This window comes from Streptomyces sp. NPDC004051 (genome assembly GCF_053604275.1).
In genome coordinates, this window is sequence record NZ_JBSGHG010000001.1 from 564,204 (window position 1) to 587,033 (window position 22,830).

Genomic DNA, 22,830 nt, shown 5'->3' on the forward strand with positions numbered 1-22,830 from the left:
GTTGCATACGGCTCCCCACCGTAGGCGCGTCGTACCTGTTCACCGGCGTGCGGCGGGCGGGACCGTGGGCCCATGGACATCCACCCCGCCGCGCCCACTCAGCGCGCCGAGACGCAGGCACCCTCGCGCGCCGAAGAGTTCGCCATGCACTTCACCTCCACCCCGCGCGGCGCCCGCCTGGCCCGCCACCTCGTGTCACACCGGCTCCACGAGTGGGGGCACCCGTACGGCACCCCCGTGAACGAGACCGTCACCCTCATCACAGCGGAGCTGACCACGAATGCGGTCACCCACGGCCGGGTCCCCGGCCGGGATTTCCACCTCCGGCTGTCGCTCGTGCCCGGCACCGTCACGGTGGAGGTGTCGGACACCCGTACCGAGCGGCAGCCGCGGCTCGCTCCGGTGGCCGACCCGCCCGACGAGGAGTCGGGTCGAGGCCTGCTCCTGGTCGACGCCCTCGCGAGCCGCTGGGGCGTCGTGCCCCGCCACACCGCCCCCGGCAAAGTGGTGTGGGCCGAGGTCGGCTGCTCGTCGATCCGTTGACCGCCCGGCAGGACGGCGACCTCGACGTGTGTGATGTCGGGACACGCGTCCACGTCCCGGGGAGGACACACCGTCCCAAGGTCGTGAGCACTTCGGCCCCTACTGTCCCGATGCCGCTCGTTTGAGCGCTTGAGTGACACATACCCGCCGACTGCTCACGGTTTCCCACAAGGCACCCGCCTCCGCCCCCGCAGTCCCGGGACCATGAGGGCCTCCCACACCATCCGACGGAACGCCATCCGCATCAGGCCTCACCTGCGCCGATCCGACCATCAGTCCTCCTCACCCGGTCGGCATGGTCGACGCGTCGCCCCGCCACAAGGTCACACCGGCACGAGCTTGCCTTGGTTGCCGTCCCTGGCCGGCGGCCGCCGACCTCAGATGTCGGCGCGAGCCCGCACCGGGGGCGAGCCCTCGCCCTTCCTCTGCCGCACCGAGCCCCTCACGACACCCCGGCGGCTCGGGCGGCTCCGGAGCCGCGTCCCACGCCCCGGTCCACAACGCTCCGGCCGACCACCACACCTGCGACGTCGCAGGTGTCGCGGTGCTGTACCGGGCGCCAAACCGGGTGCGGCTCCTGCCGATGTCTCCAACTGCCGGACCGCCCCGGTTCCGTTCGGAGCCGGGGCGGTTTCCCGTCGCGTGCGGTCAGGACCGGGGACGGTTGCGGCAGAGGCAGAACGGATGTCCGGCCGGGTCGGTGTAGACCTGCCAGCCGTAGCCGGACTCGCCGACGAAGCTCTTCTGGAAGGTGGCACCCAGCTCGATCACCCGGCGGTGCTCGGGCTCGAACTCGTCCACCTCGAAGTCGAGGTGGAACTGCTGCGGGTGCTCCTGGCCCGGCCAGCTGGGCCGCTGGTAGTCCTCCACCCGCTGGAACGACAGCTCGACGCCGTCGTTACGCAGGTTGACCCAGTCCTCGGTGCTGATGTCGGTGTTGATCTCCCAGCTCAGCAGCTCGGCGTAGAACTCGGCCAGCTTCCAGGGGTCGGGGCAGTCGAGGATGACATCGGTGAACGTCAGCATCCGAGCACCATAGATCGCGGCACCGGACGCCCGCGACGCATTGGTCGGCGCAACCCGGGACTTGGCCGGCGACGCTCAGTCAGGCCAACAGGACGTGTTTGCTTGGGGGTTCGAATTCCGCTCGGCCGAACAGCGGCCTCGGAACACGCCCGTACCCGCAACCACGCAGCAGGTACGGGCGGGAGAATGCCGTGGCGGCGGCCCCGGTCACCCCGGGGCGATGCGGCTGAGGTGCTCCCAGGACCGGTACAGATCCGCTTGGGCCCGGTCCATCTCCAGGACGTGGTCGAAGGACCGGCTGCCGATGATCAGCCGCCGGGGCGGGTCCGGCAGTGCGGCCAGCTCCATGATGACGGGAGCGGCGGTGCCCGGCTCCGGGGCGACGGCGTCGCCCCACATCGCCTCCATCTCGGTGCGCAGGGACTGATACTGCGCCAGGGGTTCGGTGGTCGTGGTGCCGGTGGTGAACAGGCCGGTGTCGTAGCCGCCCATCTGCACGATGGTGACCTTGATGCCGAACCCCTCGACCTCCATCGCCAGTGCCTCGCTGACCGAGTCCAGCGCGGCCTTGCCCGCGCCGTAGAAGCCGACGGTGGCCATGCCGCCGCCGCTGCCCATCGAGGTGACCTGGAGGAGCCGTCCACCGCCTTGGGCGCGTAAATGAGGAAGGACCGCCTGAGCCACCCACACGGCGCCGAAGAAGTTCACATCCAGATGCGCCCGGATCTGCTCCTCCGTGGCTTCCTCCACCATGCCGTAGAGCATTGCGCCGGCGTTGTTGACGACGATGTCCAGCCTGCCGAACGCGGCTGCCGCCCGCTCCACCGCGTCGAACACGGCCCGGCGGTCGGTGACGTCCAGCGGAAGCGGGACAAGGCAGTCGGGGTACTTCGCGGTCAGTTCCTCCAGGGGCTCGACGTTGCGGGCGGCAGCCACTACGCGGTCGCCGCTCGCCAGGGCGGCCTCGGCGAAAGCCCTGCCCAGGCCGCGGGACGCGCCGGTGATGAACCAGACCCTCACGTTCGCCACGATTCCTCACTCTCAGTAAACGAAACGGTTCGTATCGATTCGTTTACTGAGTCTAGGCGCGACCTCCGGATCTATCAATACGGGGCGTCTCGTTTCGTTTCGAGGTTAGGCTGACCGCATGTCCAACGAGAAGGGGCCGGACCACTCCCGGCGCAGGGAGCGATCCCGGCAGGCGATCCTCGCGGCCACCCGCGCCCTGGTCGCAGAGGAGGCGTACGAGAAGGTCACGATCGAGGCCATCGCTACCCGTGCCGGCGTCGGCAAGCAGACGATCTACCGGCGGTGGCCGTCGAAGAGCGCGGTCGTCTTCGCCGCCCTTCTGGCGCTGAGTGAGGATGCGGACGGGCAGTCGGTCGCGCTGCCGGACACGGGCGACCTCGAGGCCGACCTCAAGCTCGTCATGCGCGCCACGGTGGAGGAGTTCGCCGACCCGGCCTTCGACAGGCTGATCCGGGCCCTCAACACCGAGATCGCCAACGATGCCGCACTGGCGGCCGAGTACCGGGAGAAGTTGGCCCAGCCGCTGGAAGAGGCGAAGAGGGCGCGCTTGCGCAGCGCCCAGGAGGCCGGCCAGCTCGACGCCGACGCCGACCTCGACCTGGCCCTGGAAGTGCTCTACGCCCCCCTCTTCCAGCGGTGGCTGCACCGCAGCGGTCCGCTGACCGCCGCATACGCCGACTCGCTCGTCGAAGCGACCCTCAGAGCTTTCGGTCCTTGAACAGGAGTGGGTCGACACCCGCTGAGCGGCTGGGCCCCGCCGCAGAGGCTCCGGCCTCATGCGGCGGGGCGAAGGTCACCCGGCCTGTTCCCGCAGGTCCGCTGCGGGAGTCGGCGCGGGCATGCGCCAGGCCACGACCGCACCGGTCACGAGCCCCACGCCGGCCAGCACGGTGGCGACCAGGAACGGGTCGAGGGAGTGCAGGGTCGGAGCGAATCCGACCCCTACGCAGACCGCCGCCCCGGTCGCACCACCCAGCTGGTCAGCCGCGCGCTGGACGCCCGAGGCGATCCCGGCGTCGTCCTCGGTGACACCGCTGACCGCGACGTACTGCAGTCCCACGAGGCCGAACCCCATCCCGGCCGCGATCAGGAGCATGGCCGGGATCAGCGCCACCCCACCCGCCCCCAGGGCCGAGACGAGCGCGATCGCGGCCATCGCGGCCGCGGTGAACCCGATGCCGGCCAGCACACACGCGCGTGCTCCCCAGCGGCCCAGCAGCCGGGGCACCAGTACGGAGAACACGATCAGCGAGACCGCCAGCGGCAGCATGGTCAGGCCCGCGCCCAGCGGGCCGATGCCCCACCGGTCCTGCAGATAAAAGGTGAACAGCAGGAACGAGGTCGACAACGCCCCGCTCAGCAGCATCGTGGTCAGGTTGGCCGCCACCCGTGTGCGGTGGGCGAAGAAGCGCAACGGCAGCAGCGGGTTGCGCGAACGTGCCTCGACCCGCACGAACCCGGCCCCCGCGGCCACCGCCCCGGCCAGCGCCCCCGAAACCACCCAGGCGGGCGTTTTGGGTTCACCCGCCTCGACCACGCCGAAGGTGAACAGCAACGGGCAGGCGGTCAGCAGCAGCGCGCCGGGAAGGTCCAGCGGCGGGGCGTCCTGGGCCACGGGCCGACCACCCTCGAGCAGGAAGACGGCCGCCAGCAGTACGACCAGGATGAACGGGACCGAGACCAAAAAGATCCACCGCCACCCCAGGTGGGCGGTGATGAGCCCGGACAGGACGAAGCCGAGCACGAGACCGCAGCTGGCCACCGCAGCCCACACGCTCAGGGCCCGCGACCGGCGCGGGCCGTCGGGGAACATCAGGACGATGGTGGCCATCGCGGCAGGCAGCGCGATGGCCTCACCGGCGCCCTGCAGCAGGCGCGCGACCACCAGCAGGGCAAACGTGGGAGCCAGGCCGGCCAGCAGGGACGCGGCACCGAACAGGCCGGTGCCGAGCAGCAGCACGCGCCGCCGCCCGAGCAGGTCGCCCAGCCGGCCACCGAGCATCAGCATCCCGCCACCGATGACCGTGTACCCGACCACGACCCAGGTCAGGGTGTGCCCCTCGACGTCGAAGCCGGTGCCGATCGAGGGCAGGGCGATGTTGACCACGGTCACGTCGACCGCGATGAGGAACTGCAGCAGGGACATCGCGCACAGCACCAACCGTGCGCGTGCCGGGGACGGGCTGTGCCCGCGTGAGGAAAGGATGTCCGGGAACATCGGGTGCTCCGTTGCTCAGAGGAAGCTCCGAGCAGCACGAACGTGCCGCTCCGGTCTGATCACGAAGCGGCTGGACGTCCGGGAAGGATGTGGGTGAGTCGAACGCCCCGCCGCTAGCGGGACGTCCTGGTCACCGCGGCGCAAGCGACCGCGCACGAAGCAGCAGACATGCCGTGGACGCTATCAGGGAGAGGGCGCCCGGGTCGGGCATCCGCCTGATGTCTCATGGCCCCGGACCCCGGTCCCCACTGTCCGGCCTGGTCCAGAGAGGCGGGGGCTCTCACAGCGGGCCACCGGATACCGCGCTGCTCTCCTGGGGCGCGGGCCGCCCGGCGAGCCGCTGGACGAGGTGGCGTCGGGCCGGGCTCCGGGGTGTCGCCGGAGCCCGGTGGGCCGCCCGCCGGGAGCGGGGGTGGTCAGGGCTTCTTGTCCGGTGCCGGGGTGGATGGCGCGGGGGCCACGGCCTCGTCCGTCTTCCGGGTCGGCACGGCGCCCGTCGCCCGTTTCGCCGCCTGGATCTGCTCGTACACCCGCGTCCGGAGTTCCGTGAAGCGCGGGTCGGCCCGGGTGTGCAGCTGGTCGCGTTCGGCCGGGAGGTCGATCGTCAGCTGTTCCTGGACCACCGTCGGGGAGGAGGACAGGACGACGACCCGCTCGCCCAGGTAGACGGCCTCGTCGATGTCGTGGGTGACGAAGAGGACGGTCACCCCGAGTTCCTGCCACAGCCGCCGGATCAGGTCCTCGAGGTCGGCGCGGGTCTGGGCGTCGACGGCCGCGAACGGCTCGTCCATCAACAGCACTTCGGGCTCGTGGGCGACGGCGCGCGCGATGGCGACGCGCTGCTGCATGCCGCCGGAGAGCTGCCAGGGGTACGCGCCCGCGGCGTCGTCGAGGCCGACGGCGTGCAGGGCGTGCTCGACCAGTTCGCGGCGGCGGGCCTTCGTCAGGTGCTTCTTCTGGCGCAGCGGCAGTTCGACGTTGTCGCGCACCCGCAGCCACGGGAAGAGGCTGCGGCCGTACTCCTGGAACACGACGGCCATGCCGGGCGGCGGGCCGGTGATCCGGTCACCTTGCAGCAGAACTTCTCCGGAGGTGGGTTCGAGCAGGCCGGCGATGCACTTCAGGAGCGTCGTCTTGCCGCAGCCGGACGGACCGACGAGACAGACCAGTTCGCCGGCGTCGAGGGAGAAGGTGAGATCGCGCACCGCCTCGACGTGCCGGCCGTGTCCCTCGTAGACCTTCCGCAGGCCTCTTACGTCGAGCATGTGCTGTCCCTTTCCGGCGTTCACGCCGCTTTCCTTGCTCATGACGCCCTCTGGGACCGGCGCAGGCCGTGGTACCAGGCCAGGGCCCGGCGTTCGACCGTCTGGAAGACCAGGGCGAGCAGCACGCCGAGCAGTCCGAGCAGCAGGATGCCGCTCCACATGCCCGGGATGGCGAAGCTGCGCTGGAACTGGACGACGGCGAAGCCGAGTCCGTTGCTGGCGGCGAACATCTCGCTGATGACCATCAGGATGACGCCGATCGACAGCGCCTGGCGCAGGCCCGCGAAGATCTGCGGGCTGGCGGAGCGCAGGACCAGGTGGCCGAGGCGCGCGCGGCCCTCGATGCCGTAGGAGCGGGCGGTGTCGGCCAGCACGCCGTCGATGGCCCGTACGCCTTCGACGGTGTTGAGCAGCACCGGCCAGACGCATCCGGAGACGATGACGACGATCTTCATGGTGTCGCCGATCCCGGCGAAGAGCATGATGACGGGCACCAGAACGGGCGGCGGCACGGCGCGCAGGAACTCCAGCACCGGTTCGGTGGTGGCCCGTACGCGCGGGAAGGAGCCGATGACGATGCCGAGCGCCACGCCGAGGACGGCCGCGCCGGTGTAGCCGAGGAGCAGCCGGGTGACGCTGGGCACCACGTCGGCGGCGATGCGCTCGGCGGTCCACACCTCGCGCCCGGTCTCCAGGATGGTGCTCAGCGGCGGCCAGTAGACGTCGGTGCTGCCGGCGGAGGCGAACCACCAGACGGTCGCGAGGAGGACGGGCAGTCCGGCGGCGAGCAGCAGCCGCCGGGCCGCGGTGCGCACGGTCGGGCGTTTCACGGGATCACCTCGCCCCGGACGGACTGGTGCCAGGCCAGCGAGCGGCGCTCGACGGCACGTGCGCCCAGGTTGATCAGGACGCCGATCAGTCCGGTGACGGCGACCAGCGCGTACATGTCGGGGACGGCGTGGGAGCTCTGCGCGACGGCGATGCGGGAGCCCAGACCGGGCGTGCCGATGATGAGTTCGGCGGTGATCGCGAGCACGAGGGCGACGGCGGCGGCGAGCCGGACGCCGGTCATGACGTACGGCAGGGCGGTCGGCCACAGCACGTGGCGGATCCTGGCCCAGGTGCCCAGGCCGTAGGAGCGGGCGGTCTCCTCCGCGACGGGGTCCAGGTCCTGGACTCCGTAGAGGACCTGGACGAGGACCTGCCAGAAGGCGGCGTAGACGACCAGCAGCAGCGTGGAGCGCAGATCGGTGCCGAAGAGCAGCACGGCGAGGGGGATCAGCGCCACCGAGGGGATCGGCCGCAGGAACTCGACGGTGCTGGCCGTCGCCTCGCGCAGGTACGGGACCACGGTGATCAGCACGCCGGCGGCGATGCCCGCGACGGTGGCGATGAGCAGTCCGAGCGCCCAGCCGGTGAGGGTGTCGCCGAGCGCCGTCCAGAAGGCGGCGTCGGAGATCTCGTCCGCCAGGGCGGCTGCGATCGTGCTGGTGGGCGGCAGGTAGTCGGGGGAGACCAGGCCGAGCCGGGGCACCGCCTCGACCAGTGCGAGGAAGCCGCCGAGGCCGGCGAGGCCCAGCAGGGCGTTGCCCGGCCCCGGGCGGCGGGCGCCCGGGGTGTCGGTCTTCACGGCTGTCCGTGTCGCGGTTTCCTGTGTCACGGCAGCAGCTTGTCCAGGTCGGGGGCCTTCTCGAACAGGCCGTCCTTCCGGCCGAGTTCGCCCAGCCGCTCGATGGAGGCGCGGTTCGGCTCCTCGGGCCAGCCGGGGAGCGTCATCTCCTTCAGCGTCTTCTCGGGGATCTTGGTGTAGGTGGAGAGGATCTCGCGGACCTCGTCGGGGTTGTTGTTGGCGTAGGTGAGGGATTCGCGGGTCGCCTCGGCGAACTTCTTCACCAGTTCCGGGTCCTGCTGGGCCAGCTTGTCGGAGGTGAAGTAGAGGGCGATGGTGAGGTCGGGCGAGACGTCGACGAAGTTGGAGGCGACGACCCGGCCGCCCTGGCCCTTGACAACGGCGAGGGAGGGCTCGACGACCCAGGCGGCGTCGATCTGTCCGGCCTGCAGCGCAGCGGGCATCTGGTCGAAGGCGAGCTCCACGAACTGGACCTTCTCGGGGTCGCCGCCGGCCTTGCGCACGGACTCCCGTACGGAGGTGTCGCCGATGTTCTTCAGCGTGTTGACCGCGACCTTCTTGCCGGCCAGGTCCTTCGCCGACTTGATCGGGCTGTCGCCCTTGACGACGACGCCACCGACGTCGGCGCCCTCCTTCCCGGTCGAGGCGACGCCGTTGGCGACCGCCCGCACCGGCACGTTCTGGCTCTGGGCGACCAGGAGCGAGGTGGTGTTGCTGAACCCGAACTGGAACTGGCCGCTGACCACGCCCGGCACGATCGCGGCGCCGCCCTGGCCGGACTCCAGCGTGAGGTCGAGTCCGTGCTTCTTGTAGATGCCCTGCTTCTCACCGAGGTAGATCGGGGCCACGTCGACGATCGGGATCACGCCGACCTTCACTGCGGTGGTGCCGTCGGACGACTTGCCGGAGGACCCGGATTCGGACGAACCACAAGCGGTCGCGGTGAGCGTGAGCAGAGCGACGGCAGCGACTCCGGCTGACAGACGACGCACAAGGCCTCCCCAAAAGATGCACTTCTCGATGTGTGCGCAGACATGTGTGCGCGGACCGAACCCGAGTTCTTGCCGGGAACCTATGGTTCGCCCCATGGCGGGTCAACCCCTCGGCAAGGGCAACTTTCAACAACCTTCGACCACCTCTGAAATGGGCGGTCATCGACCGTCAGCACCCGTCGGAACCGTCGTCCGGCACCGGTTGACGGTCACCGGCCGCCGCCATAACGTTCTGTCACCGCACCGACGTTCGGCATGCAAACGGGGAGGTCGCCGATGGGTGGACAGGAACGGGAAGCCCATTTCGTGCAGTCCCTGGAGCGCGGACTCGCCGTCATCCGCGCCTTCGACGGCGAGCATCGCGAACTGACCCTCAGCGACGTCGCCCGCATCTGCGACCTGACCCGCGCGGCCGCCCGGCGCTTTCTGCTCACCCTCGCCGACCTCGGCTACGTCACCACCGACGGGAGGCTGTTCCGCCTCACCCCGCGCGTCCTGGAACTCGGCTACGCGTATCTCGCCGGCTCCTCACTGCCCGACATCGCCGAGCCCCACCTCGAGAAACTGGTCGCAGAGGTCCGCGAGTCCTCCTCCCTCTGCGTGCTCGACGGCGACGACATCGTCTACGTCAGCCGCGTGCCCACCGCCCGCATCATGACCGCCACCATCACCGTCGGCACCCGGTTCCCCGCCCATGTCACCTCGGTGGGGCGGGTGTTGCTCGCCCACCTCCCGGACGAGCAGCTCGACCGGCACCTCGCCAGGTGCGAGCTGCGCCCGCTGACCCCCCGCACCATCGTCTCCCCGCCGCAGCTGCGCGCCGAGCTCCAGCGGGTCCGCAAGCAGGGGTACGCCATCATGGACCAGGAGCTCGAGGTGGGTCTGCGCACCGTGGCCGCCCCGGTCCGCGACGGGGACGGCACCGTCGTCGCCGCCGTCAACATCCCCGTGCACGCGAGCCGCAACTCCGTCGACTCGGTACGCCGCGACCTGCTGCCCGCCCTCCTGGCGACCGTGGCCCGCATCGAGGCGGACCTGCACGTGGTCCGCCGCTGACGTTCCGCACGGGCCGGGGCTCCGCTTCCGGAACGTGGAGCCCCGGCCGTCCGCAACGCCTGTGTCACCGAAGGAGAAACGACCTTGTCCACCCCCGCCGCGCCCCGGGACAGTTACTTCGAGCCCGTCGACGACCACCGCTACAAGCCGACGACGCACGCGGGCGGTGCCTGGGCCCCGGACGAACAGCACTTCAGCCCGCTGGGCGGACTCGTGGTCCACGCCATCGACCGCCATCGGGCCGCCGGACCGGACAACGGTCTGGTGCTCTCCCGGATCAGCTACGACATCCTCGGCCGCCTCGCCCTCGACGAGTGCGAGATCCAGGTGGAGACCGTCCGTCCCGGGCGGACCATCGAACTCCTCGAAGCGGTCGTCCGCATCGCCGGCCGCCCGGTCGTCCGGGCCCGCGCCTGGCTCCTGGCCGGCCTCGACACCACCGCGGTCGCGGGCGGCCCCGACGACCGCCTCACCCCGCCCGAGTCGCTCGCCACGTGGCCGATGTCCGACGTCTGGTCCGGCGGTTACGTCGCCTCCCTGGACGTCCGCCCGGTCGCACCGCCCCGGCCGGGACGTACGACCGCCTGGCTCTCCACGCCGCTCGACCTGGTCGCCGGCGAGCCCGTCAGCCCCCTCGCGTCGTACCTCGCCCTCGTCGACACCGCCAACGGCATAGCCGCCCGGCAGCCGCCCACGGCGTGGATGTTCCCCAACGTCGACCTGACCGTCCACCTCCACCGCCCACCACGAGGCGCCTGGACGGGACTGGACACCACGGTCACCTTCGGCCCGTCCGGACAGGGGCTCACCAGCACGGTCCTGCACGACGTCGACGGCCCGGTCGGCCAGGCCCAGCAGATCCTCACCGTCCGGCCCCAGCCGGGGGCATGAGGATCTGCCGCATACGCGGGGAGGGGTGACGCGGAGATCACCGCACCGATGGGCGCTGGTGTGCGGCCCAGTGTTCGGCGGCGGTGATGCCGAGCAGCACGACATCGTGGTGGCCACCGGCGAAGAACTCGTGCTGGCGAAGCCGCCCCTCCTCGACGAAGCCCAGCCTGCGGTAGAGGGCGAGGGAGGCGTCGTTGAAGGCGTGGACCTCCACCTCGCACTTGTTGTAGCGCTGTTCGGCGAACATGTAGGTGAGGACGAGTGCGGTTGCCTCGGCCGCGTATCCCCTGCGGCGGTGCTCGCGGCCGATCTCGATGCCCGTCTTGAAGCGTCCCGCACGGCTGTCGGTCTCTCCGACGGTGACAGAGCCTGCGAACGCGTGGTCGGCCAGCACCTCGACCACCAGGCGGAACGCGTCACCCCCCGGCGGACGCCCGGCCCGCTCAGCGGTCCAGGAACGGAAACTCTCAGCAGAACGCGGAGGATCGACCAGGTCGGCGTTGCGGACGTCGAAGGTGTTCCGGGTGAGGTCACGAAAGCCTTGCCAGTCTTCAGGCTCGACACCTCGCAGGCGCACCTTCTCACCGGTCCACATGTCGCTCATGGCGCCCACCACTTCACTCTCGACTGCAGGCGCTGACGGCCATGCACTTCGACTTCGCCATGTCGGGCCCCCTTCGAACACCAGGGAACATAACCCGCTGCCCACTCCCGGGTCCGCTGATTTTTCACACCGCGGGCACCGCAGGCACCACAGGCGCCGCGGGTGCTCTCCTCACCACCACCGCCCGCGGCAGGGCGCGCCGCGTACCTGTGGCGCGGCGGCCGGAGACCACCGCGCCACAGGCGCCGGTCAGCCCGTGCTGCAGGAGACCGTCGGCCAGGTCCAGTTGCCGTTGGTCTGGATGGTGACACCCCAGTTGTTGCCGTTGCCGTTGGGCCGGGCGGTCAGCACCTGCGCGCTCGGATAGCTCGTGCTGACGTTCCAGGTGGACAGCACCTTCGCCGGGGACGGCACGTTCATCGTCACGGTCCAGCTGCTGGCCCCGCTCACCGAGACGTTGAGGTTGTACCGGTCGCCCCACTGCTGACCCGCCGACAGCGTCGCGGCACAACCACCGCCGCCACCGCCACCGCCACCGTCACCGCCGCCGCCTCCGTCGGGAGCGACCGCGCGGCCGGTCTGCGGCGAGATCATGCCGGAGCACAAGCCCTTGCCCGCCAGGGTCTGCGCGATGCGCGGGACGGCCGCGAGCGTGTTGGCGGGCCAGTCGTGCATGAGGATAACCTGCCCGTTGCCCAGCCGGGAGACAGCCTGCACGATCGCGTCGGTACTGGCGCCGTTCCAGTCCTGTGAGTCGACGTCCCAGATCACCTCGGTCAGCCCGTACTTGGCCTGGACCGACCGCAGCGTGGAGTTGGTCTCGCCGTACGGCGGGCGGAACAGCTTGGGCGTACCACCGCCCGCGCTCGCGATGGCCTGCTGGGTCCGGGAGATCTCCGAGTCCATCTGCGACTGGCTCTGCTGGGTCATGTGCGGGTGGGTGTAGCTGTGGTTGCCGACCCACATGCCGGCGTCGACCTGGGCCCGGACCAGGGACGGATACTGGGCCGCGTACTGGCCCTGGTTGAACATGGTGGCCCGCAGCCCGTTCTGCTTCAGCGCGTTGAGCAGGGCTTGCGTGTTGCCGCTGGACGGGCCGTCGTCGAAGGTGAGTCCGACATAGCCGTTGCAGGCGGCGGCCTGCGCCGGAGCGGCGTCGGCGACGACGGTGCCCGCTGCGGCCAGCGCGGCGACGGCCATCCCGGTGACCAGGGAACGTAAGGACGAACGGAGTCTGGTGCGCATACGAGTGGGTCCTCCTCTGCGGCACCTCGGTTGGGCGAGCACGTTCATGGGGGGATTTCCTCTCCTGGAGGTTCCACGACGGCGCCAGTTTTGGCCTGCACGCGTCAAACGTCAATGCTTTCGGTAGTTGTTTCGAAAACTTCGACACCCTCCCAGAGGCGAAGTGAAGTCAAAACACCAGCTCAAGCACCCAACTGCCGCAAGTTGAACACCTACGACAGAGAACGTTCACGACGCTGACAGAAATGGCGAAACTATCGAGCGAAAGTTTCGGACCCCTCGGCATGGGCGGGCACGCCGACGCAGCCGGCCGACCGAATCGACGAGCGGGAACCGGACATCCCTGGACCGGGAACCTGCCACATCCGGGTACGGTCCGAGGACGCCGTACGAAGGAGACCGACTGTGGCTGAGTACCTGACCGTTCTGACCACGACCGACACCGCCGACAAGGCCCGGGCCCTGGCCGCCGGCGCGGTGGAGGCCGGGGTGGCGGCCTGCGCGCAGATCGACGGGCCGGTCACCAGCGTGTACCGGTGGGAGGGCGCGGTACGGGAGGACCAGGAATGGCGCGTGCTGTACAAGACGACCGCCGAGCGGTACCCGGAGCTGGAGGCGCACCTCAAGCGGGTGCACGACTACGACACACCGGAGATCATCGCCACCCCGGTCACGCACGGCAGTGATGCCTACCTCTCCTGGGTGAGCGAGGAGACGGCCAAGGGCTGATCAGGCGGCGAGTGCCACGCCGCTGCCCTCCGTGAGGCCCCGCGCCGCACCGTGCTGCGGGGACAGCGGCTTCTGGTCGAACTCACGTGCCGTCGCCTCCATGGGGTACGCGGTGCTACCGCGCGCGCGAGGGCGCGGACCCGCTCGGCGCGGCCCGGCCGGAGAGCAGGTACTGCGCCCACACCGTCTTGCCCGGAGCGCCGGCCCGCGGGTGCCAGTCCCAGCTCGCCGCCAGATGCGAGACGAGCAGCAGCCCTCGACCACCGGCCTCCTCGACGCCTGCGGCCTCCGGGCCGACGGCGGGGCTCCGGGGCGCTCGTTCGGCGCGGGCGTCGGAGACCTCGACGCGGACGGTACGGCCGTCGGCCGGGGCGTGCACCCGCAGGTGGAAGTCCCGTCCGGGGACGTGTCCGTGCACCACCGCGTTGGCGGTCAGTTCCGCGACGATCAGCACGATCGCCTCGTGGGCCTCGGTGTCGTACGGGATGCCCCAGGCGTCCAGGCGGACGGCCGTCAGGCGGCGGGCGAGGCGGGCCCCGCGCGGTGTGGAGGTGAAGCGCATCGCGAAGGTGCGCTCCGCGAGCGGGGCCCGGCCCTGGTCCGCCTGCCCGCCCGCGTCCTGAGTGGGGGTCAAGTGGGGTGTGGGGGTGGTGGTGCGGACCGTGTCGGTGGGGTCGACGGGTTTTCCTGTCATACGGATCACGGTGCCTTTGGTGGCGTAGCGTGACCAGGGGTGACGCACCGACGTGGATCGTCTGTACGTGTGGTGTCTCCACCGGTACGGGGTGTGCGGCGTGGCGATGCCCCGGGCAGGGCGCTCTCGCAGAGGAGGCAGTGAGCCATGACGGAACGCACGGGTACGGACGGGACGACGGGGACGAGGACGGCCCCCGATGACGCCGAAACCGCGGCCACGGTCGTGGGTCCCGGGGACGGGTGGGAGCACGGCGACGCCGACGGCGGGGGCCCGCGGCGTCCGGAGGACGGCGCCGCGAAGGGCGTGGTCACCGCCTTCGGGCAGACCGTGAAGACGCTCCGGCTGCGGGAGGGCCTGGACCGCCAGGAGTTCGGCAACCGCCTCGGCTACTCGGCCTCCACGGTCGCCTCCTTCGAACAGGGCCGCAGGATCCCGTCCCCGGCGACCATCGACCGCGCGGACGAGATCCTGAACGCGGGCGGACTGCTGCGCCTGTGGAAGGAGGAGATGGAGCGGGCCCAGTATCCGGTGTTCTTCCAGGGGATGGCGGTGCTGGAGAAGGAGGCCGTGGAGCTGGTCTCGTACGACACCCTCGTCGTCAAGGGGCTGCTTCAGACCGAGGAGTACATGAGGGCGCTGCTGGCGATGCGCCGCCCGGTCCTTGCCCCTGAGACGATCGAACAGCGGGTGGTCGCACGTCAGGCGAGGCAGCACATCTTCGAGCGCTGGCCCGCTCCCTTATTGAGCTTCGTGATGGACGAGTCGGTGTTACGGCGCCCGTACGGCGGAAGAGATGTGCTGCGCGGGCAGTTGGAGAATCTCCTGCTCATCGGCCAGAAGCCGAACGTCGAAATCCAGATCATGCCGCTGTCCTGCGAGGAAAGCGCGGGTGTGGACGGGCCGTTCACGATCGTCACACGCAAGGACGGCAAGAAGTTCCTGTACGCCGAGGTCCAGGGAACCAGCGCTCTCACAACTGACCCGGAACAGACGACTCTCGCCGCCGCCCGATATGGGATTATCCGATCACAAACTCTCCCCTCCCGAGAGTCAATGGAATTCATCGAAGGGGTGCTGAGATCGCTATGAACAACGCTGAGTCCTCGACCGTCGCGTCCGGCCTCGCCTGGTTCAAGAGCAGTTACAGCGGAGCCGAAGGTGGCGATTGCGTAGAGGTCGCTGCTGCTACGGCTGCGGTGCACGTCCGGGACTCCAAGGCCGCCCCCGGGCCCTTCCTCACGGTGTCGCGTGGCGCGTGGGCGGGGTTCGTCGGGTCGGCCCTGTCGGCGCGGAGCCTCTGACGCACGTACGGGCGTGAGGGCCCTGCCGGTTCCTCCGGGACGGCAGGGCCCTCACGTGCGCGGGGTTCCTGACCGGCTCCCGTCCCCTGACCGGTCTCACAGTGGGCGGCTCGCGACCTTCGGGGCGGCACCCGTGGGCCCCGCCGGATCCGCCGGCGACGTACGACAGCAACACACAGCACGTGAGCCGCGGGCTCGCAGCCATGGGTCGTTCACCGGGGGCATCACCAGCAACGTCATCGACGGTGATGCGGACGGCGAGGCCGTCAAGCCGCGCTTCCGCGAGAGCCCTTACCCTCCGGACGACGTCGTCTCCCGGCTGCGCGCCCTCGCGGGTCCCCCGTCCTACGTCTCCTGCTGGAAGCGGCTGACCGAACGGCAGCTCCTGCTGCTGCATGGGGAAACCGGTGCGGGAACCAGCACGGCCGCGCTCGCTCTGCTCCGGGGCCTCACCAGGAACGGCCGGATCACCGGCCTCGACTCGGCCACTGATCTCACCGAGTGGGCTCCTCGCGCCGGCCGCGGCCGTGGCTCTGCTCGAGAAGCGGGACCGTTCGGTGGTCGAGCGGTTTCCGCAGGGGTGTCGCCACAGGCCCAGGGCCCCCGAGCGCGAAGCCACCTGCTCGTCGAACCGTGCGGTACTCGGCCGCCCGTCAGGGAACCTGCCAGTAGACGTCGCGGCGATTGCCCAAGGCCATGACCCATACGATCAGTCGGCCGTCCTCGACGGTGTAGACGACGCGGTAGTCACCGACACGGAGCCTCCATCGGGCGCTGTGGCCCTGCAGAGCTTTGATGTCGAATGCCGCCGTGTCCCCCGAGTCCATGGCCTTCTGCAATTCGGTGAGGCGATACAGGATCCGCAGCGCATCCGGACGCGGGATCTTGAGCATGTCCCGCTGCGCGTGCGGCGTGAAGCGGGTGACGTATCCCATGCGGTCAGTTCTGCCCGTCCCGGAGCATGGCGGCCATCTCCTCGATCGAGACCGACCCCTCCACCCCCTCGGACTCGGCCTCGTCGGCCAGCCTGTTGAGCCAGGCCTCTTCGGCCTCCTCGGCGATCCCGCGCAGCCGCCGGTACTCCTCGATGTCGATCACAACGGCTTCCTGCTTACCGCGCCGCGTGATGATCGTCGGGATCTCCTCGCGCCGGGCGCGGTCGATGACGTCGGCGAGGTGGCCTCGCACCTCGGCCATGGACGCAATCACCGGATCACTCATGTCACGAATGTAGCAGATGTACATGAACACATCGGCTGCCCGATCGCGGGAAAGCCAAGCGCGGGAAAGCCGAGGCGGAGGAGCCGGTCACCGCTTTACGCCAGGCCACCCCGGAGCGGACGTCACGGCGTTCGGGTTCGGGCCGTGCCCGAGCCGCCGACGCACCGGCCGGCTCGCCCCGCGGCGCACTTCCCGTCCTGGCCGACGGCAGCGCCTACCGCAGCGTCGCTGCCGCCCTCGATCACTGCTTCGTTCGACCCCAAGAGCTTTGAGTCGATGCTTGTCAAGTTTACTGAGGTGAGATATAGAGGTGTTGTCGCCATGTGCATCCCGTCTCGGGAGAGGAGTGACCGATGATGCTCATGCGAACCGATCCCTTCCGCGAGCTGGACCGGCTCACCCAGCAGGTCTTCGGCACCGCCGCGAGGCCGACGGCCATGCCGATGGACGCCTTCCGCGACGGCGGCACCTTCGTCGTCGAACTGGATCTGCCGGGCGTGGCCCCTGAGTCGATCGACCTGGACATCGAGCGCAACGTGCTGACGGTCAAGGCAGAACGCCGTCCGAGCGTCGGCCAGGACAGCGAGGTCGTGATCGCGGAGCGGCCCACCGGGTCCTTCAGCCGCCAGCTCTTCCTCGGCGAAACCCTGGACACCGACCACATCGACGCCTCCTATGAGGCCGGTGTGCTGCGGCTGCGCATCCCGGTCGCCGAGCAGGCCAAGCCCCGCAGGATCGCCATCAGCGGCGGCGACTCGCCCAAGCAGATCAACGGCTGAACCCGCAGTACGAGGCGGGCGGGAACCCGGGCCGGGGACTCCCGCCCGCGTACCCCGCTCGACCTCGGTCGGTCCACTTCGGAGGACGTCATGAACCTGCGCTGGGACGCGTTCCTCTCTGCGGTCCAAGAACGCGGCGAATACCCCACCCAGGAAGAGGCGGAACGATCCTCTCGCGTCGTTCTCGGCCTGCTGGGCGCTCATCTGGTGGGCGAAGTGCGCGCCGAGCTGGCCACCCGGCTGCCGGAAACGCTGGCGCTGGTCCTGCTCAACCCCCTCCAGGCGCACGAACCGCTTTCGCCGGAGCGGTTCATCCGGGCGACTGCGGCCTGGATCGAAGGCGCCACCGAGAAGACCGCGACGTGGGACGTCAGTGCCGTCCTCAGCGTGGTGTCCGACGTCGCGGGCGACGACCTGGTCGACCGCCTCCTGCTCCAGCTGCCGCCGGGCTACGACCTGCTCTTCGGCCGCCCCCAGCCGACCTGACCACTGCACCATCCCAGCGGGGACGTGACCGGGCACGGCGCAGTGGCAGGGACCGGTCTCCGGGACGCAGCTCACCGTGGCTCCGGACTCGCCTGTCGGCCCGGCCCGGCGCATCGCGTGGCTCACCGGAAGCCCATGCCGGCGGAAACCCTGCGTGTCCGGCCGGGCACAGGCGTTGCTCCGAGCACCGGCCCACCGGGTGGGCCGACTGCTGCGAGCCGCACGCCTTGCCCGCGGGTGTGCTGTCCGGGCCCGGCCGGGAGACGAGGAGCGGTATGTCGCACACGCGGCCCGGAGCGGGACGTGCGCAGCCCGACAACGGTACCTAGGGTGGGGGGTGCGGGAGTGCAGGTCTGTGGCACAGCCCGGAACCAGTGACGAAGCAGGAAGACGCGCGACGCAGTACCCGGTCCGCTGCAGGTCGGCCGCGACGAACGGCGACCGACGCGGACCGCGCGCACGCCGTCGGGCGTTGGGGATGGACCAAGGGTGGTTCTGAACCATGAGGGATGTACATCGGCTCGAGCCCATCTCGGCGAACCTGGACAGCGGCCCCGTGCTCGCGGCGTGGGAACGGTTCGTGCAGGGCGAGGACCAGGTCCCGGGTGTCCGGCCCCTGGTGGCGCTCTCCTGGCATCGCTGCCGGGAGCAGTACCGTGTCGATCCTCACCTCACAGAGGCTCCGGTGGCCGTCGCGGCGCCCGACCGTACGCCCGAGCACGATGTCGTCTTCGCCGAGCTGGGTTTTCGTGCCGCCTCCGTGGCACATGAGGTGGGCAACCTCGGTGGCGTCGTCACCGTCGCCGATGCCACTGGCCGGATCCTGGCCGAGTGGGGTGACCAGGCCACGCTCGCCAAAGCCTGCGACTTCCACCTGGCACCCTGGTTCTGCTGGTCCGAGTGTGCGGTCGGCACGAACGGCATGGGCACGGCGCTCGAGGCGCACGGCCCGGTGGCGATCAGGGGCGCGGAGCACTGGTGCCAGGCGTTCCACGACTGGGTCTGCGCGGGCATCGCGGTGCGTGACGTGGTGACCAGGGAACCGATCGCGGTCCTGAACATCTGCTGCTGGCGCAGCCGGCTTCCCGCGTCCGCGGAGAGCTGGCTGGCGAACGCGGTCACCATGACCCAGCACCCGCTGAGGAGGCGCGCCCGGGACAGCGGCGCCGAGCTGGTCGCGTCCTACACCCGGGCCAGGACACGCTCCGGTGCGGCGCTCGCCGCGGTGGACACCGCGGGCCAGGTGGTGATGGCCGACGAGACGGCGAGCATGCTCCTGGGCGTCCCGGCATCGACCCCGGCGGTCGACCCCACGCTGAGGTGGAACGCCGGGATGCCGGAACTGATCGCAGCCGCCCGGTACGCCACCAGGCAGGCAGCCCACGATCCCGACTGGATCGGCTCGACGCAGATTCTCGCCCACCCCGCCGACGAGCCGACATCGATCAGCATCCGACCCGTCTTCTCGTCCGGGCACCTGATCGGGAACCTGGTCTCGTTCGGTGCCTCCGACGGAGCTCGGTTCCCCCAGGCCGAGGGGTCCGCGCACCCTCGGATGCAGCCGCGCCGATTGGTCGCGACGCGCGACAACCGGATGGTGCTGCTGCGGCTGCCGGAAGTCTCCTTCGCCGAATCGCAGGGAAACGACGTGTGGCTCTCCACCGATCAGGGGCGATTGCGAGCCGCTTCTCCGAGCCTGGACAAGCTCGACGGTGAGCTGGCGGATGTCGGCTTCCTGCGGGTGCACCGCCGGTACGTGGTCAACCTCAGCCGCATCCGGGAGATCGAGCGCGGCCCCAAGGGCGAGCTGTCTCTGGTCATGGACGACCGGAGGAAGGAGATGGTGCCGGTCTCCCGGCGGAACGCGCCGACCGTGCGTCGCGCGCTGGACCTCTGAGTTTCCCGGCACCCCCTGTGTCCCGGAAGGAGAATCCCGTGTCTGACAGTCCGGGCGCCGTCGGCGGCCAGAGGAACGCGGGGAGCGCGGGCGGCCTCGGCCTCCCTGCCCCGGCCGGGCACCCCGGCCGCCCGACCGGGGGCCCGGGCAACCGCGACTGGTGGCCGCACCGGCTCGACCTGAGGATCCTCCGGAAACACCCCGCCGTGGCCGACCCCATGGACGAGGACTTCGACTACGCCGCGGAGTTCCAAACGCTCGACCTCGACGCCCTGGCGCGGGACGTCGACGAGGTGCTGACGACGTCGCAGGAGTGGTGGCCGGCCGACTTCGGCCACTACGGACCGCTCGTGATCCGGATGGTGTGGCATTCCGCCGGGACGTACCGCATCCACGACGGCCGCGGTGGCGCGGGGGCCGGCATGCAGCGTTTCGCGCCGCTGAACAGCTGGCCGGACAACCGCAACCTCGAGAAGGCGCGTCGGCTGCTCTGGCCGGTGAAGAAGAAGTACGGCCGCAAGATTTCCTGGGCCGACCTGATGATCTTCGCGGGCAACCGCGCCCTGGAGACGATGGGCTTCACGACCTTCGGCTTCGCCGGCGGCCGGGCGGACGTCTGGGAGCCCGACGAGGACGTCTACTGGGGTCCCGAGCACGCCTGGCTCGGCGACGAGCGCCACGGCGGCGTCCGGAACCTGGAGCACCCTCTGGCCGCCGCCCAGATGGGCCTCATCTACGTCAATCCGGAGGGACCGAAAACCGTCCCGGACCCGCTCACCTCGGCCCGGGACATCCGCGAGACGTTCCGGCGCATGGGGATGGACGACGAGGAGACCGTCGCGCTGATCGCGGGCGGCCACACGTTCGGCAAGACCCACGGCGCGGCCGACCCGGACGCCCACCTCGGCCCCGAACCCGAGGGCGCCCCCCTCGAGGAGCAGGGCCTGGGCTGGAAGAGCGGCTACGGCACCGGGAAGGGCGCGGACACCATCTCCAGCGGGCTCGAGGGCACGTGGACGCCCACCCCGACGACATGGGACAACAGCTTCCTCGAGACCCTGTTCGGCTACGAGTGGGACCTGGAGCTGAGCCCCGCCGGCCTGTGGCAGTGGATCCCGAGGGACGGCGGCGGGGCCGGCACCGTGCCGGACGCCCACGACCCGTCGACGACACATGCCCCGACGATCCTGACGACGGACCTCGCGCTGCGGTCGGACCCGGTCTACGAGCCGATCGCGCGGCGCTTCCTGGAGAACCCGGACCAGCTCGCGGACGCGTTCGCCCGGGTCTGGTTCAAGTTGACGCACCTCGACATGGGCCCGATCCAGCGCTACCTCGGACCGCTGGTCCCCCGGGAGACGCTGCGCTGGCAGGACCCGGTCCCCGCCGTGGACCACGAGCTCGTCGGGGCGGCGGACATCGCCGCGCTCAAGAGCCGGATCCTCGCCTCCGGGCTGTCGGTCTCCCAGCTCGTCTCGACCGCCTGGGCGTCGGCCTCGACGTTCCGCGTCAGCGACAAGCGGGGCGGGGCGAACGGCGCGCGCATCCGCCTCGAGCCGCAGCGGGGCTGGGAGGTCAACGACCCCGACACGCTGGCACAGGTGCTGCGCACCCTGGAGGAGGTCCAGGAGTCCTTCAACAGCTCCCGTACCTCCCGGGCCGGGGGCAGGAAGATCTCGCTGGCCGACCTCATCGTGCTCGGCGGAGCCGCCGCCGTCGAGCAGGCCGCCGGGACCGCCGGCCACGACGTCCAGGTCCCCTTCACCCCGGGACGCACGGACGCCACGCAGGAGTGGACCGATGTGGAGTCCTTCGCCCCGCTCGAGCCGGCCGCGGACGGGTTCCGCAACTACCGCGGCAAGGGCGACCTGCGGCTGCCGTCGGAGCACCTGCTGGTCGACCGGGCGAACCTGCTGAACCTGAGCGCGCCCGAGATGACCGTCCTCGTGGGTGGCCTGCGGGTGCTGGGCGCCAACCACCGGCAGTCGCCGCTGGGCGTCTTCACCTCGGCGCCCGGGTCGCTCACCAACGACTTCTTCGTGAACCTGCTCGACACGGGCACGGAATGGAGGCCGACCTCCGCGGCCGCGGAGACCTTCGAGGGGCGCGACCGCGCCACCGGCGAGGTCAAGTGGACCGGTAGCCGCGTCGACCTCGTCTTCGGTTCGAACTCCGAACTGCGCGCCGTCGCGGAGGTCTACGCGAGCGACGACGCACGGGAGAAGTTCGTGCGGGACTTCGTCGCCGCGTGGAACAAGGTCATGAACCTCGATCGGTACGACCTCGCTCGATCCTCCACCGGGGACCGGACACCGGAGGAGGCGTCGTGACCGGTCAGCCGGTGCCGACGGGCGACGATCGACCGGGGCTGCCACCGGTCCCGGCGCGACGCGGCGCCATGCGGCCCGGCTCCTCCCGACGGTGGCACATCCGGTACGAACGGTGGCTGTTCGCGGACGAACGGCATGAGCCGGCCCGGAACGGAGCTCACCCTTGTCGGTGTGATCCGTCCGGCGTAACGTGCTTATTGAATAAGGATTCCACACCCTTTTCGGTGTGATTCATCCGGAACAGCACGCCCCTCGGCCACAATTGCAGTCGGGCGCCGAGCGAAAAGAAAAAGAAATTTCGAGCCCCATTCGGAGAATTCTTTTCGGACGGAGGTGTGCAACCGGCCGCGGCGTGCCGCCCTCAGCGCAGCCGGTGCGAAGTGGACACAGAGATTCGGGACGAGGAGAGTGAAGCCCCGATGACGACCGCGCAGGAGCGAGCCGACCTGCTGGACAAGATCGGGTTGGCCGCACAGAACAAAGCAGCGCTGGGTCAAGTGCTGGCAACCGGGAACATCGGGCAGGCCACTGAGGGATCGGACGGCCGCATGCAGGCCACCGTCCGCATCAATCCGGATGAACTGATCTGGGATCCCTCCATTCTGGTCATGCCCCATGGAGGCGATATCGAACTCGAACTCGTCAATGACGACCTGAACACGCACTGCGCGCTCCTGCCGAGCAATGGCGACCGGAAGTTCATCTGGTTGGTGAACCATTCGCGAGGACGGGCCACCCTCAACCTCGACGGGCCGGGCTACTACTGGTTCAGCTCGCCCACGGGCAATGACGAGGGCCGGGGGCTGACCGGGGCCATCGTCGTCCTGGGGGACGCCCCGCCGGAGGCCCGCCTCGACCGTCCCGAACAGCCGCGGCCGTAGAAGGAGGAGG

General features: G+C 70.2%; 24 protein-coding genes. 12 read left to right on the forward strand and 12 right to left on the reverse strand.

Features of this window, described 5'->3' with window-relative positions:
* The first annotated feature begins 72 nt into the window (after positions 1 to 72).
* Positions 73 to 543 carry an ATP-binding protein gene (locus tag ACWEQO_RS02605; RefSeq protein WP_452978086.1) on the forward strand — a complete coding sequence of 157 codons (471 nt, stop codon included), beginning with the start codon at positions 73 to 75 and terminating at the stop codon, positions 541 to 543.
* 648 nt (positions 544 to 1,191) lie between these two features.
* On the opposite strand, the gene ACWEQO_RS02610 is transcribed toward ACWEQO_RS02605, so the two are convergent.
* Both ACWEQO_RS02610 and ACWEQO_RS02615 read right to left on the reverse strand, forming a co-directional pair.
* On the reverse strand, positions 1,192 to 1,569 hold the full coding sequence (locus ACWEQO_RS02610) for a VOC family protein (protein WP_361448390.1): 378 nt from the start codon (positions 1,567 to 1,569) through the stop codon (positions 1,192 to 1,194).
* Positions 1,570 to 1,776: 207 nt separating this feature from the next.
* Positions 1,777 to 2,598, reverse strand: coding sequence for an SDR family NAD(P)-dependent oxidoreductase (locus ACWEQO_RS02615; RefSeq protein ID WP_452978089.1), 822 nt, complete (start codon positions 2,596 to 2,598; stop codon positions 1,777 to 1,779).
* A 118-nt stretch (positions 2,599 to 2,716) separates the two neighbouring features.
* Between ACWEQO_RS02615 and ACWEQO_RS02620 the strand changes: the two genes are divergently transcribed.
* On the forward strand, positions 2,717 to 3,316 hold the full coding sequence (locus tag ACWEQO_RS02620; protein ID WP_361448384.1) for a TetR/AcrR family transcriptional regulator: 600 nt from the start codon (positions 2,717 to 2,719) through the stop codon (positions 3,314 to 3,316).
* 75 nt (positions 3,317 to 3,391) lie between these two features.
* Here ACWEQO_RS02620 and ACWEQO_RS02625 read toward each other — a convergent pair whose 3' ends face one another.
* The 5 genes from ACWEQO_RS02625 to ACWEQO_RS02645 all read right to left on the reverse strand — a co-directional run bounded on the left by ACWEQO_RS02625 (position 3,392) and on the right by ACWEQO_RS02645 (position 8,703).
* Entirely contained in the window at positions 3,392 to 4,744 is a 1,353-nt protein-coding gene (locus ACWEQO_RS02625) for an MFS transporter (RefSeq protein ID WP_452978463.1), read from the reverse strand.
* A 488-nt stretch (positions 4,745 to 5,232) separates the two neighbouring features.
* Positions 5,233 to 6,081 (reverse strand): ABC transporter ATP-binding protein, encoded by an 849-nt coding sequence (locus ACWEQO_RS02630; protein ID WP_452978466.1) that lies wholly within the window; start codon positions 6,079 to 6,081, stop codon positions 5,233 to 5,235.
* A 38-nt stretch (positions 6,082 to 6,119) separates the two neighbouring features.
* On the reverse strand, positions 6,120 to 6,911 hold the full coding sequence (locus ACWEQO_RS02635) for an ABC transporter permease (protein WP_361448381.1): 792 nt from the start codon (positions 6,909 to 6,911) through the stop codon (positions 6,120 to 6,122).
* Entirely contained in the window at positions 6,908 to 7,711 is an 804-nt protein-coding gene (locus ACWEQO_RS02640; RefSeq protein ID WP_452978469.1) for an ABC transporter permease, read from the reverse strand. Before ACWEQO_RS02640 ends, ACWEQO_RS02635 begins: the two co-directional genes overlap by 4 nt.
* Positions 7,712 to 7,737: 26 nt before the next feature.
* Positions 7,738 to 8,703: an ABC transporter substrate-binding protein gene (locus tag ACWEQO_RS02645; protein WP_452978093.1), complete on the reverse strand. Its 966-nt coding sequence runs from the start codon at positions 8,701 to 8,703 to the stop codon at positions 7,738 to 7,740.
* Between the two features lie 276 nt (positions 8,704 to 8,979).
* Between ACWEQO_RS02645 and ACWEQO_RS02650 the strand changes: the two genes are divergently transcribed.
* Both ACWEQO_RS02650 and ACWEQO_RS02655 read left to right on the forward strand, forming a co-directional pair.
* Positions 8,980 to 9,759, forward strand: a complete 780-nt coding sequence (locus ACWEQO_RS02650; protein WP_452978096.1) for an IclR family transcriptional regulator domain-containing protein — start codon at positions 8,980 to 8,982, stop codon at positions 9,757 to 9,759.
* 84 nt (positions 9,760 to 9,843) lie between these two features.
* On the forward strand, positions 9,844 to 10,650 hold the full coding sequence (locus ACWEQO_RS02655; protein WP_452978099.1) for a thioesterase family protein: 807 nt from the start codon (positions 9,844 to 9,846) through the stop codon (positions 10,648 to 10,650).
* 37 nt (positions 10,651 to 10,687) lie between these two features.
* Here ACWEQO_RS02655 and ACWEQO_RS02660 read toward each other — a convergent pair whose 3' ends face one another.
* Together ACWEQO_RS02660 and ACWEQO_RS02665 are read right to left on the reverse strand one after the other, a co-directional pair.
* Positions 10,688 to 11,254, reverse strand: coding sequence for a GNAT family N-acetyltransferase (locus tag ACWEQO_RS02660; RefSeq protein WP_452978102.1), 567 nt, complete (start codon positions 11,252 to 11,254; stop codon positions 10,688 to 10,690).
* A gap of 249 nt (positions 11,255 to 11,503) precedes the next feature.
* Positions 11,504 to 12,499: a polysaccharide deacetylase family protein gene (locus tag ACWEQO_RS02665; RefSeq protein WP_452978105.1), complete on the reverse strand. Its 996-nt coding sequence runs from the start codon at positions 12,497 to 12,499 to the stop codon at positions 11,504 to 11,506.
* 405 nt (positions 12,500 to 12,904) lie between these two features.
* On the opposite strand from ACWEQO_RS02665, the gene cutA reads away from it, so the two are divergent.
* Entirely contained in the window at positions 12,905 to 13,228 is a 324-nt protein-coding gene (gene cutA, locus ACWEQO_RS02670; RefSeq protein ID WP_361448363.1) for a divalent-cation tolerance protein CutA, read from the forward strand.
* A 115-nt stretch (positions 13,229 to 13,343) separates the two neighbouring features.
* On the opposite strand, the gene ACWEQO_RS02675 is transcribed toward cutA, so the two are convergent.
* A complete protein-coding gene (locus ACWEQO_RS02675; RefSeq protein ID WP_452978109.1) occupies positions 13,344 to 13,922 on the reverse strand; it encodes an ATP-binding protein in 579 nt (192 codons plus the stop codon).
* Positions 13,923 to 14,069: 147 nt separating this feature from the next.
* On the opposite strand from ACWEQO_RS02675, the gene ACWEQO_RS02680 reads away from it, so the two are divergent.
* Positions 14,070 to 15,014 carry a helix-turn-helix domain-containing protein gene (locus ACWEQO_RS02680; protein WP_452978112.1) on the forward strand — a complete coding sequence of 315 codons (945 nt, stop codon included), beginning with the start codon at positions 14,070 to 14,072 and terminating at the stop codon, positions 15,012 to 15,014.
* Entirely contained in the window at positions 15,011 to 15,226 is a 216-nt protein-coding gene (locus tag ACWEQO_RS02685; RefSeq protein WP_452978115.1) for a DUF397 domain-containing protein, read from the forward strand. Before ACWEQO_RS02680 ends, ACWEQO_RS02685 begins: the two co-directional genes overlap by 4 nt.
* A 653-nt stretch (positions 15,227 to 15,879) precedes the next feature.
* Here the strand turns inward: ACWEQO_RS02685 and ACWEQO_RS02690 are convergent.
* Complete coding sequence (locus tag ACWEQO_RS02690) at positions 15,880 to 16,161, reverse strand: type II toxin-antitoxin system RelE family toxin (protein ID WP_361448351.1); 282 nt, start codon at positions 16,159 to 16,161, stop codon at positions 15,880 to 15,882.
* Positions 16,162 to 16,165: 4 nt separating this feature from the next.
* Positions 16,166 to 16,447 (reverse strand): type II toxin-antitoxin system Phd/YefM family antitoxin, encoded by a 282-nt coding sequence (locus ACWEQO_RS02695; RefSeq protein ID WP_452978119.1) that lies wholly within the window; start codon positions 16,445 to 16,447, stop codon positions 16,166 to 16,168.
* A 356-nt stretch (positions 16,448 to 16,803) separates the two neighbouring features.
* On the opposite strand from ACWEQO_RS02695, the gene ACWEQO_RS02700 reads away from it, so the two are divergent.
* The 5 genes from ACWEQO_RS02700 (at position 16,804) to ACWEQO_RS02720 (ending at position 22,820) form a co-directional block, all read left to right on the forward strand.
* A complete protein-coding gene (locus tag ACWEQO_RS02700) occupies positions 16,804 to 17,226 on the forward strand; it encodes an Hsp20/alpha crystallin family protein (RefSeq protein WP_452978472.1) in 423 nt (140 codons plus the stop codon).
* 90 nt (positions 17,227 to 17,316) lie between these two features.
* Positions 17,317 to 17,712 (forward strand): DUF2267 domain-containing protein, encoded by a 396-nt coding sequence (locus ACWEQO_RS02705; RefSeq protein WP_361448345.1) that lies wholly within the window; start codon positions 17,317 to 17,319, stop codon positions 17,710 to 17,712.
* 502 nt (positions 17,713 to 18,214) lie between these two features.
* Positions 18,215 to 19,609 carry a LytTR family transcriptional regulator DNA-binding domain-containing protein gene (locus ACWEQO_RS02710; RefSeq protein ID WP_452978122.1) on the forward strand — a complete coding sequence of 465 codons (1,395 nt, stop codon included), beginning with the start codon at positions 18,215 to 18,217 and terminating at the stop codon, positions 19,607 to 19,609.
* A gap of 38 nt (positions 19,610 to 19,647) precedes the next feature.
* Positions 19,648 to 21,939, forward strand: coding sequence for a catalase/peroxidase HPI (gene katG / locus ACWEQO_RS02715; RefSeq protein WP_452978125.1), 2,292 nt, complete (start codon positions 19,648 to 19,650; stop codon positions 21,937 to 21,939).
* Positions 21,940 to 22,358: 419 nt separating this feature from the next.
* Complete coding sequence (locus tag ACWEQO_RS02720; RefSeq protein ID WP_279336313.1) at positions 22,359 to 22,820, forward strand: MSMEG_3727 family PQQ-associated protein; 462 nt, start codon at positions 22,359 to 22,361, stop codon at positions 22,818 to 22,820.
* Positions 22,821 to 22,830: the final 10 nt, after the last annotated feature.